The organism is Cellulomonas sp. IC4_254 (assembly GCF_011603975.1).
GTDB lineage: Bacteria > Actinomycetota > Actinomycetes > Actinomycetales > Cellulomonadaceae > Cellulomonas.
The window spans coordinates 1-10,417 of the sequence record NZ_JAANNB010000143.1; the positions used below are offsets into that span (position 1 = coordinate 1).

A 10,417-nucleotide genomic window follows, 5' to 3' on the forward strand; every position below is an offset into this window, starting at 1 on the left:
CCGCCGCGGTGCCGGGGTGCGGCACCGCGGCGGGGGTCAGGCACGGGTGCGGCCGATCACGGCGAGCGACCGGCGCACCACGCTCGGCCGGGCGGCCAGCGCCTCGGCGGCCCCGGGCTCGGTGCGCGCGAACGAGATCACCACGCCGAGCGCGACCAGCGTGGTGATCAGTGCGGAGCCGCCCGCGGACACCAGCGGCAGCGGCACGCCGATGACGGGCAGCAGGCCGACGACCACGCCCATGTTCACCAGCGCCTGGCCGATGATCCACGCGGCGACGCCGCCGGTGACGACCTGCGCGAACGGGTCGCGGTGCCGGGCGATCACCCGGAACATCGCGAACGCGAGCAGTCCGAACAGCGCGAGCACCAGCAGCGTGCCGATCAGGCCGAGCTCCTCGCCGATGATCGCGAAGATGAAGTCGTTGTGCGCCTCGGGCAGGTAGGACCACTTCTCGCGGCTCTGCCCGAGGCCGAGGCCGAACCAGCCGCCGGTCGCGAGCGCCTGCATGCCGTGCATCGTCTGGTAGCAGCCCGCGGTGACGTCGCACTCGCCGGTGAACCAGTTCATGATCCGGTCGACCCGGCTCTGGCTCACGGTGGCGAGCAGGGCGACGCCCACCGCGGCGGCGATCCCGGCGCCCGCGAAGATCCGCATCGGCACCCCGGCGACGAACAGCGCCCCGGCCACGAGGATCAGCATGATGATCGCGGTGCCGAGGTCGTGGCCGAGCAGCACCATGCCGACGGCGCCGGCGGCCACCGGCAGCGCGGGGACTGCCGCGTGCTTCCAGTCGTCGAACAGCGGCTGCTTGCGCGCGAGGATCATGCCGAGCCAGACGACCAGCGCGAGCTTGAGCGCCTCCGAGGGCTGCGCGGAGAACCCGCCGACGAAGATCCAGCCGGTGTTGCCGCCCTTGCCGCGGCCGAGCGGCGTGTAGACGAGCAGCTGGGCGAACAGGCCGACGCCGAGCAGCGGCCACGCGAGCCGCTGGTAGGTGGCGGGCCGGATGCGGGACGCGAGCCACATCAGCGGCAGGCCCATCAGGGCGTACTGCGCCTGGCTGAAGAACACCGCGTAGGGCGACTCCCCCGACGCCAGCGACTCGACCGACGACGAGGACAGCACCATGACCAGCCCGAGGACGAGCAGCAGCATGCTGGCGCCGACGAGCAGGTAGTAGCTCGTGACGGCGCTGTTCCACTGCCCGAGGCGGGAGGGAGCGCGCGGCGCGGTCGCGCCGGGAGCCGGGGCGGCGGTCGTCTGGGCCACGCCGGGGTCACCCCCTCGGGTGCAGGGCGCGCACCTCGGCGGCGAACGCCTCGCCGCGGGCGGCGTACGAGGCGAACTGGTCCATCGAGGCGGACGCGGGTGCGAGCAGGACCGTGGTGCCCGCCGCGGCCCGGGCGTCCGCCAGGCGGCGGGCCTCGGTCACGGCACGGGACATCACGGTCCCAGTGTCACCGGGATCGACGCGGACGACGGGGACCTGCGGCGCGTGTCGGGCGAGCGCGTCGGCGAGCGGGCCGGCGTCCACCCCGATCAGCACGACGGCGTGCAGCCGGTCCGCGCGGCGTGCGACCAGGTCGTCGAACGTGGCGCCCTTCGCCAGCCCCCCGGCGATCCACACGACGCTGCCCTCCGCGAACGAGGCGAGCGAGGCGGCGGCGGCGTGCGCGTTCGTGGCCTTGGAGTCGTCGACGTAGCGGACGCCGTCGACCTCGGCCACGGTGGCGATCCGGTGCGCACCCGGCGCGTAGGCGCGCAGCCCCGCCCCGACGGCCTCCGGCGGCACGCCGTGCGCCAGCGCGAGGGCCGCGGCGGCCAGGGCGTTCTGCACCACGTGCGGCGCGAGCCCGTCCGGGCCGGCCAGGTGCGCGAGGTCGTCGAAGGTCGCGAGCTCGGCGGCGTGCGTGTGCCGCAGGGCGGCGAAGCCGCGGTCGACCAGCATCCGGTCGACCAGGCCGACCTGCCCCACCCCGGGGGACCCGAGGGTGAACCCCACGGCGACCGCGCCGTCCTGCACGTCCGCCTCGCGGACCAGGTCCTCGGTCGTGCGGTCGGCGGCGTTGTAGACGCACGCGACCTCCACCCCGCTGTAGATCCGGCCCTTGTCGGCGGCGTACGCGTCGAGGGAGCCGTGCCAGTCCAGGTGGTCGGCCGCGACGTTGAGCACGACGGCGGCCTGCGCGGCCATCGACTCCGTGTGGTGCAGCTGGAAGGACGACAGCTCGACCGCGAGGACGTCCAGCGCCGGGTCGGTCGCCGCGAGCACCACCGGGGTGCCGACGTTGCCGACCGCGGCGGTGCGCCGCCCGGCCGCCCGGAGCACGGACGCCAGCATCTCGACCGTCGTGGTCTTGCCGTTCGTGCCGGTCACCGCGAGCCACGGGGCCGGGCCGTCACCGGAGTCCCGGTCGACGCGCAGCCGCCAGGCCAGCTCGACCTCGCTCCACACCGGCACGCCGGCGGCGCGGGCGGCCGCGAGCAGCGGGTGCGCCGGGGGCCAGCCGGGCGACGCCACCACGACGTCCACCCCGTCGAGGCCACCGGCGGCGAGGAAGGCGGCCACGTCGGTCGCGTCGGCGTCCTCGGCGCGGTCGTCGACCGTGGTCACGTGCGCCCCGAGGCCGGCGAGCACGTCGCGCGCGGCCCGCCCGGACAGGCCGAGGCCGGCGACGACGACCCGCGCCCGGCCCAGACCCTCGGCGGTCGTCAGATCCGCAGCCACGGTCAGCCCGTCACCCACTCCGCGTAGAAGATCCCGATGCCGAGCGACACGAACAGCCCGGCGATCAGCCAGAACCGGATGACGATCGTGACCTCGCCCCACCCCGACAGCTCGAAGTGGTGGTGCAGCGGGGCCATCTTGAACACCCGCTTGCCGGTCAGCTTGAAGAACCCGATCTGGATGACGTCCGACAGCACGATGATGACGAACAGGCCGCCGATGATCGCCGCGAGCACCTCGGTGCGGGTGACGATCGACATGCCGGCGAGCGCGCCGCCGAGGGCCAGCGAGCCGGTGTCGCCCATGAAGATCTTGGCCGGGCTGGCGTTCCACCACAGGAAGCCGAAGCACGCGCCGGTGACCGCCGCGGCGACCACCGCCATGTCCAGCGGGTCGCGGGTGGCGTAGCACTTGGTGCTCTCGCCGAGCCCGCAGCGCTGGTTGAACTGCCAGACGCAGACGATGACGTAGGCGCCGAACACGATCAGCGACGAGCCCGTGGCCAGCCCGTCGAGGCCGTCGGTGAGGTTGACGGCGTTCGACCAGGCGGTGATGAGGAAGTTCGCCCAGATCACGAACAGGATCGCGCCGATCGTGGCCCCGGCGAACGCCAGGTCCAGGCCGGTGTCCCGGATGAACGAGATGCTGGTGGAGGCCGGCGTGCGCAGCGTGGCGTCGGGGAACTGCAGCGCGAGCACGGCGAACGTGATGCCGACGAAGCCCTGGCCGACGATCTTCCACCGCGCCGACAGCCCGAGGCTGCGCTGCCGGGAGATCTTGATGTAGTCGTCGAGGAAGCCGACGACGCCCAGGCCGGTCATGAGGAACAGCACGAGCAGCGCGGACGCGCTCGGCAGGTTCCCGGTGACCAGGGCCGCGACGCCGAAGCCGACCAGCGTGGCGCCGATGATGACGACGCCGCCCATCGTCGGCGTGCCGCGCTTGGTGTAGTGCGCGGTCGGGCCGTCCTGCCGGATGAACTGGCCGTACTGCTTGGTGACCAGGAAGTTGATGAACAGCGGGGTGGCGAGCAGCGCGACGACCATCGCGACGCCGCCGGCGACGAGCACGGAGATCATGCGGACACCCCCGCGCCGGCCGCGCCGGCCGCGTCGGTGAGCAGGTCGCCCAGGCGCCACAGGCCTGCGCCGTTCGACGCCTTGAGCAGCACCACGTCGCCCGCGCGCAGCTCGCGCGCCAGGAACGCGGTCGCGGCGTCGACGTCGTCGACCATGACGACCTCGTCGCCCCAGGACCCCTCGCGCTGCGCGCCGGCGAAGATGCCGAGCGCTCCGGACCCGACGACGACCGTCAGGCCGACGTTCAGCCGGACCACCTGCAGGCCGATGGCCTCGTGCTCGCGGCGCGCGTCCTCGCCGAGCTCCATCATCTCGCCGAGCACGGCCACCGACCGGCGCTCGCGCCCGGCCAGCACGGCGAGCGCACGCAGCGCGGCGCGCATCGAGTCGGGGTTGGCGTTGTAGGAGTCGTCGACGACGGTGATCCCGTCCGCGCGCTCCACGACGTGCATCCGGTGCGGGCTGATCGCGTCGGCGGCGGACAGGCCCGCCGCGACGTCCGCGAGCGGCAGCCCGACGGCCAGCCCGGCCGCGGCCGCGGCCAGCGCGTTGTGCACGTGGTGCTCGCCGACGAGCCGCAGGGCGACCTCGGCGGTCTCGCGCGAGTCGTCGCCCTCGACCGGCGGGACCCGACCGGCGTCGAGCGTGAACCCGGCGCGCCCCGCGCGGTCGACCCGCAGGTCGACGGCGCGGACGTCGGCGCCGGCGGTGGTGCCGAACGTCGCGACCGCGCCCGGCGCCTGCGACGCCATCGCGAGCACCCGGGGGTCGTCCGCGTTGAGCACCGCGACGCCGTCGGGAGCCAGCCCCGCGACCAGCTCGGCCTTGGCTCGCGCCACGGCCTCGATGCCGCCGAAGCCCTCCAGGTGCGCGTGGCCCACGACCAGCACCACGGCGACGTCGGGCGGCGCGATGTCCGTGAGGTAGGTCAGGTGCCCGATCCCGGACGCGCCCATCTCCAGCACGAGGAACCGGGTCTGCTCGTCGGCGCGCAGCACCGTCAGCGGCAGGCCGATCTCGTTGTTGAACGACTTCTCCGGCGCGACCGTCGGGCCCGCCGCGGCGCACAGCTGCGCGAGCAGGTCCTTGGTGGTCGTCTTGCCGACCGAGCCGGTGACGCCGATCACCCGCAGGTCCGTGCCGCCGGGCTCGACGGCGGCCTCGCGCAGCCGCTCGAGCACCACGCGGGCCAGGTCGCCGAGCGCCCTCTCGACGTCGTCGACCACGACCACCGGCAGCGCCGTCGGGCCGCCGTCGTCGGGACCGTCGTGCGTGACCGGCCGCGAGCCGAGCACCAGCGTCGCGCCCGCACGCACCGCGGCGCCCGCGAAGTCGTGGCCGTCGACGTGCTCGCCGGGCAGCGCGACGAACAGCGAGCCGGGCTCGACCTGCCGCGAGTCGACCACGACCGGGCCGGTCACCACGGTGGCCGGGTCCAGGTCCTCGGGGTGCAGGCGCCCGCCCGTCGCGGCCGCCACCTCCGCCGCCGTCATCGCGATCACGCGGTCTGCTCCTGCGCCTCGCGCGCCGTCAGCGCGGCGTCCGCCGCGCGCAGCACGTCGCGGTCGTTGTACCGGTGGAAGACCCCGGCGATCTCCTGGGTCGGCTCGTGGCCCTTGCCCGTGATGATGATGGTGTCCAGCTCCGTCGCGAGGTCGAGGGCGTCGTGGATGGCCTGGGTCCGGCTGACGGCCTCGTGCACGTCGGCCAGCGCGGGGCGCTCCTCGCGCACCCCGTCCAGGATGGCGGCCCGGATGGACGCGGGGTCCTCCGAGCGCGGGTTCTCGTCGGTCACGACCAGCACGTCCGCGAGGCGCGCGGCGATCCGGCCCATGAGGGGCCGCTTGCCGCGGTCGCGGTCGCCGTCGGACCCGAACACGATGACGAGCCGCCCGGGCGTGATGGGGCGCACGGCCTCCAGCGCCAGCACGAGCGCGTCCGGGGTGTGCGCGTAGTCCACCAGGCACAGCGGGCGCGGGCTCGCCCCGCCGCGGCGCTCGATGACGCGCTCCATCCGGCCGGGCACGCCCGACGCGGTGCCCACGGCGTCGATCGCGACGTCCAGCGGCACGCCGGCGCGGTGCGCGAGCACGACGGCCAGCGCCGCGTTCGACACGTTCACCAGGCCGGGCAGCGGGCTGGCGGCGCGGTGCTCCGTGCCGTCCGGGCCGCGCAGCGTGAACGTCGAGCCCACGCCGTCCAGGCCCACGTCCGCCTCGGTCACGGCCCAGTCGGCCGTCTCCCCCTCCGGGGCGCCGACGTGCGTCGCCACGGTGTCGACCGGGATCTCGGACTCCGCGGCGAGCCGGCGGCCCCACTCGTCGTCGACCACCACGACCGCGCGGCGCGCGTGGCCCGGGCGGAACAGCTGGGCCTTCGCGCGGAAGTACCCCTCCATGTCGCCGTGGAAGTCCAGGTGGTCGCGCTGCAGGTTCGTGAACCCCGCGACGTCGAGCTCCAGGCCGTTCATCCGGCCGAGCGCGAGCGCGTGCGAGGACACCTCCATGGCGGCGGCGGTCGCGCCGCGCTCCAGGCCGCGCGACAGGATCGACTGCACGACCGGCGCCTCGACCGTGGTGCGCGGGCTCTCGATCGCCTCGTCGCCGATCTTCAGCTCCACCGTGCCCATGACGATCGTGCGCTCGTGCTGCCGGCGCAGCGCGGCCTCGACGAAGTACATCGTGGTCGTCTTGCCGTTGGTGCCGGTCACGCCGACGGTCGTCAGGCGGCGGCCGGGGTGGTCGTGCAGCTCGGCCGCCAGCACGCCGGCGACGGCCCGCGGGTCGTCGGTGACGAGCACCGGCACGGCGCGCACGGCGTCGTCCTCGGCCGCGGCCAGCACCTCGGCGCCGGCGCGGTCCGTGACCACCGCCACGGCACCGGCCGCGAGGGCCTGCGCCGCGTGCGTGGCGCCGTGCGTGTGCGCGCCGGGGACGGCGACGAACAGGTCGCCCGGGAGGGCGTCGCCGCTCGCGACCGTCACACCGGAGGTCGTGAGGTCCGCCGGCAGCGCGCCACCGGCCCTGACGAGCCCGAACGCGTCGGCGAGGTCGGCGACCCGGCGGCTGTGGGGGTGCTCCGGGCGCAGCCGGCCCTGCGGGGACGTCATAGGGAGAATCTACCGCGCGGCCCACGGGCCCCCGCGACCGGGACGGCCGGACGGGGCCCCGCGGGGGCGGCGGCGCTGGTCGTGAGCACGGGGTTCACCACGTGGTCGGGAAGAGCTGCGGCTGCGTCCCGCTCGGGGCGATGCCGAGCTCGGTGAGCGCGTAGCCGGCCACGTCCGAGAACACGGGCGCGGCCACGGTGCCGCCCCACTCGGACGTGCGCGGGTTGTGCAGGACGACGCTGACGGCGATCGCCGGGTCGTCCGCGGGGGCGACGCCGATGAACGACGCGGTGATGCCCTGGGTGCCGTCGGCGGCCCAGGCCTGCGCGGTACCGGTCTTGCCGGCGACGCGGTAGCCCGGGATCGCCGCCGAGGAGCCCGTGCCCTCGTCGACCGCGCTCTCCATCATCGTGAGCACGGTCTTCGCCGTCTCCGGCGACACCACCTGGGTCGTCTCGGCGGCCTGCGACGGGGTGAACGTGCCGTCCGGCTCGGTCCAGCCCTTGACCAGGTGCGGGGTCACCCGGACGCCGCCGTTGGCGATCGTCGCGAACACGTCGGTCGCCTGCAGGGCGGTCACCGACAGGCCCTGGCCGAACAGCACCGCGTACTTGGTGCGGCCGTCCCACTTGTCGGCGTCCCGCAGCACGCCCGACTGCTCGGCGGGGAGCTCGATGCCCGTCTTCTGGCCGAAGCCGAACTTCGACAGGTAGTCGTGCCGCACCTGCTCCGGCAGGTCCTGGCCGATCATCACGGTGCCGGTGTTCGACGACTCCGCGAGGATGCCGGTGGTCGTCAGCTGCATGCCGGCGTGCTCGTGCGAGTCCTTGAAGGTCTGCCCGTTGGCCGTCGTGTAGTTGTACGGGACCGTGTACTGCTCCAGCGGGTCGGTGATGCCGGTCTCGATGGCCGCGGCCATCGTGATGATCTTCGCGGTCGAGCCGGGCTCGAAGACGTCGGACACCGCGCTGGACCCGCCCCACAGGCTGTCGTCCGCGCCGGGGTCGTTCGGGTCGACGGTGCGGGACTCGGCCATCGCGAGCACCTCGCCGGTCTTCGTCGCGGTCATCACGATCGTGCCGGAGTCCGCGCCGGTCGCCGCGACCTGCGCCTCGATGGCCTGCTGCGCCTTCCACTGGATGTCGGAGTTGATCGTCAGCTGCACGCTGCGGCCGTCGGTCGCCGAGGTGGACTCCTCGAACCCGCCCGGGATCTGCTGGCCGCCCGCGCCGCGCTCGTAGACCGTCTCGCCCGGGGTGCCGGACAGCTGCTCGTCGAGCGTCGCCTCCAGGCCCTGGGCGCCGTCGCCCTCCGAGTTGACCCAGCCGAGCAGGTTGCCCGCCAGGTTGCCGTTCGGGTACACGCGCTCGGCCACCTGCTCGGAGGTGATGCCGTTGATCCGCAGCTCGCGGACCGCCTGCCACACCTCGGGCAGCACGTTCTTGGCGACGTACCGGTAGCCGGAGTCGCCGTCGAGCTTCGCGCCGAGCTCGGCCGCGTTGACGCCCAGGATCGGGGCCATCAGCTGCGCGGCACCGGCGGCGCCCGAGTAGGTCGTGCCGTCGTCCGTCGTCGACCAGGTCTTCACCAGGTGCTGGTTCACCACGATGTCGTACCGGTCGACCGACGTGGCGAGCACCTCGCCCTCGCTGTCGGTGATCGTGCCGCGGGCAGCGACCAGCTCGGCCCGGGTCAGCCGGCTCTCCAGCGCCTCGGCCGCGATCGCGTCGCCGCCGACGCCCTGCAGCCAGAGCAGCCGGCCGGAGAACACGGTGAGCAGCAGCGCCACCACGACCACGAGCACCGCGCGGCGGCGGTCGAGCATCGCGACGCTCGGCCCGCCCGGCCGGGGCGCCCAGGGACCGCGCGGGCCGCGCTGGGTCGGCAGGCCGGACGCCGGGCGGCGGGTCGCGGCGCGCACCGGACGGGCCGGCGCGGCGGTGCGGCGGGTCGGCGTGCTCACTGCCCGGCCCCGACGTCGCCCTGCACCGTCCCGTCGGACAGCCGCAGCCAGCCGGTCGACCCGGCGGGGACCATACCGAGCGCCGTCGCGCTCTCCGCGAGCTTCGCCGGTGCCTTGTTCGCGTCCAGCTCGGCGGACAGCGACTGCTCGTCGCGCGCCAGCTGGGCGAGCTCGACGTCCATCGAGCGCTGCTCGTACGCGCCCGCCGCGAGCTGGGTGTTCAGCAGCAGCGCGGCCAGCAGCGCGCCGGCGAGGATCGCCATGCAGGTCACGACGAACGGCACGTGCGTGCGCGCCTGGGCCGGCGGGCGGACCAGCCGGAGCCGCGGCCGCTCCGGGGCGGACCGCGGCGCGGCGGACGGGGCGGGGCGAAGGCGCGGTGCGCGGACGGCCTGCTCGGCGCTCATGCGGTTCTCCTCGGTCCGTTCGGGGTGCGGGTCGTGCGGGGGCTGCGGGTCCGGTCCGGGCGGCGGGCGCCCGGACCGCCGGTACTGCCGGCGTCGCCGCGGCCGGGCCGCAGGTGCTCGGGGGTGGGCCGCAGGCGCTCGGCCGCGCGCAGCCGCACCGACTGCGAGCGCGGGTTGCGGGCGAGCTCGGCGGCGTCCGCCTCCTCCGCGCCGCGGGTGAGCAGCCGCAGGTACGGCGCGTGCGTCTCCGGGACGACCGGCAGCCCGGGCGGGGCGCTGATCTCGGCACCGGCCGCGAACGCGCGCTTGACCAGCCGGTCCTCCAGCGACTGGTACGCCTCGACGACGATCCGGCCGCCGACCACCAGCGACTCCACGGCCGCCGGGATCGCGCGGGCCAGCACCGCCAGCTCGTCGTTCACCTCGATCCGCAGCGCCTGGAACGTGCGCTTGGCCGGGTTGCCGCCGGTCTGCCGGGCCGCCGCGGGGATGCCCGCGCGGACCAGGTCGACCAGCTCGGACGTCCGCTCCAGCGGGGCCTTCTCCCGGGCCTGCACGATCCGGCGGGCGATCCGGCCGGCGAACCGCTCCTCGCCGTACTCGCGCAGGACACGGACCAGCTCGGCCTCGTCGTAGGTGTTCAGCACCTCGGCGGCCGTCCGGCCCCGCGTGGGGTCCATCCGCATGTCCAGCGGCGCGTCCTGCGCGTAGGCGAAGCCGCGCTCGGCCTCGTCCAGCTGCAGCGAGGACACGCCCAGGTCCATCAGGACGCCCTGCACGCCGGGCAGCCCCAGCCGCTCCACGACCTCGGGGATCTCGTCGTACACGGCGTGCACCGGGGTGAACCGGTCGCCGAACGGCGCGAGCCGCGCGGAGGCCAGCCGCAGCGCCTGCGGGTCGCGGTCGATGCCGACCACCCGCACGTGCGGCAGCGCGGTGAGCACGCCCTCGGTGTGGCCACCCATGCCGAGCGTCGCGTCGACCAGCACCGAGCCCGGCTCGGCGAGCGCGGGCGCCAGCAGGCCGACGCAGCGCTGCAGCAGCACCGGCAGGTGGCGGGAGGCGGCGTCGCGCTCGGGCCGGGCGGGCTGGTCGGGCTGACCGGGCGCGTCGGGCGTCTCGGGCACG

At 75.1% G+C, this 10,417-nt stretch carries 8 protein-coding genes; all 8 read right to left on the reverse strand.

The window, feature by feature from the left end:
• Positions 1-36: 36 nt before the first annotated feature.
• The gene (gene ftsW / locus G6556_RS13580) at positions 37-1,272 is read right to left on the reverse strand and encodes a putative lipid II flippase FtsW (RefSeq protein ID WP_166942322.1); all 1,236 of its coding nucleotides are present in this window, start codon (positions 1,270-1,272) and stop codon (positions 37-39) included.
• A 7-nt stretch (positions 1,273-1,279) separates the two neighbouring features.
• Complete coding sequence (gene murD, locus G6556_RS13585) at positions 1,280-2,731, reverse strand: UDP-N-acetylmuramoyl-L-alanine--D-glutamate ligase (RefSeq protein ID WP_346774896.1); 1,452 nt, start codon at positions 2,729-2,731, stop codon at positions 1,280-1,282.
• Between the two features lie 2 nt (positions 2,732-2,733).
• Positions 2,734-3,810, reverse strand: a complete 1,077-nt coding sequence (gene mraY / locus G6556_RS13590) for a phospho-N-acetylmuramoyl-pentapeptide-transferase (protein WP_166942324.1) — start codon at positions 3,808-3,810, stop codon at positions 2,734-2,736.
• Positions 3,807-5,312: a UDP-N-acetylmuramoyl-tripeptide--D-alanyl-D-alanine ligase gene (gene murF, locus G6556_RS13595; RefSeq protein ID WP_166942325.1), complete on the reverse strand. Its 1,506-nt coding sequence runs from the start codon at positions 5,310-5,312 to the stop codon at positions 3,807-3,809. Before murF ends, mraY begins: the two co-directional genes overlap by 4 nt.
• Positions 5,309-6,919, reverse strand: coding sequence for a UDP-N-acetylmuramoyl-L-alanyl-D-glutamate--2,6-diaminopimelate ligase (locus G6556_RS13600; protein ID WP_166942328.1), 1,611 nt, complete (start codon positions 6,917-6,919; stop codon positions 5,309-5,311). The genes murF and G6556_RS13600 overlap by 4 nt, the downstream gene beginning before the upstream one ends.
• A gap of 94 nt (positions 6,920-7,013) precedes the next feature.
• A complete protein-coding gene (locus tag G6556_RS13605; RefSeq protein WP_346774897.1) occupies positions 7,014-8,882 on the reverse strand; it encodes a penicillin-binding protein 2 in 1,869 nt (622 codons plus the stop codon).
• Entirely contained in the window at positions 8,879-9,289 is a 411-nt protein-coding gene (locus tag G6556_RS13610; RefSeq protein WP_166942331.1) for a hypothetical protein, read from the reverse strand. The genes G6556_RS13605 and G6556_RS13610 overlap by 4 nt, the downstream gene beginning before the upstream one ends.
• Positions 9,286-10,416, reverse strand: coding sequence for a 16S rRNA (cytosine(1402)-N(4))-methyltransferase RsmH (gene rsmH / locus G6556_RS13615; protein ID WP_166942334.1), 1,131 nt, complete (start codon positions 10,414-10,416; stop codon positions 9,286-9,288). Before rsmH ends, G6556_RS13610 begins: the two co-directional genes overlap by 4 nt.
• Between the last annotated feature and the right edge of the window lies 1 nt (position 10,417).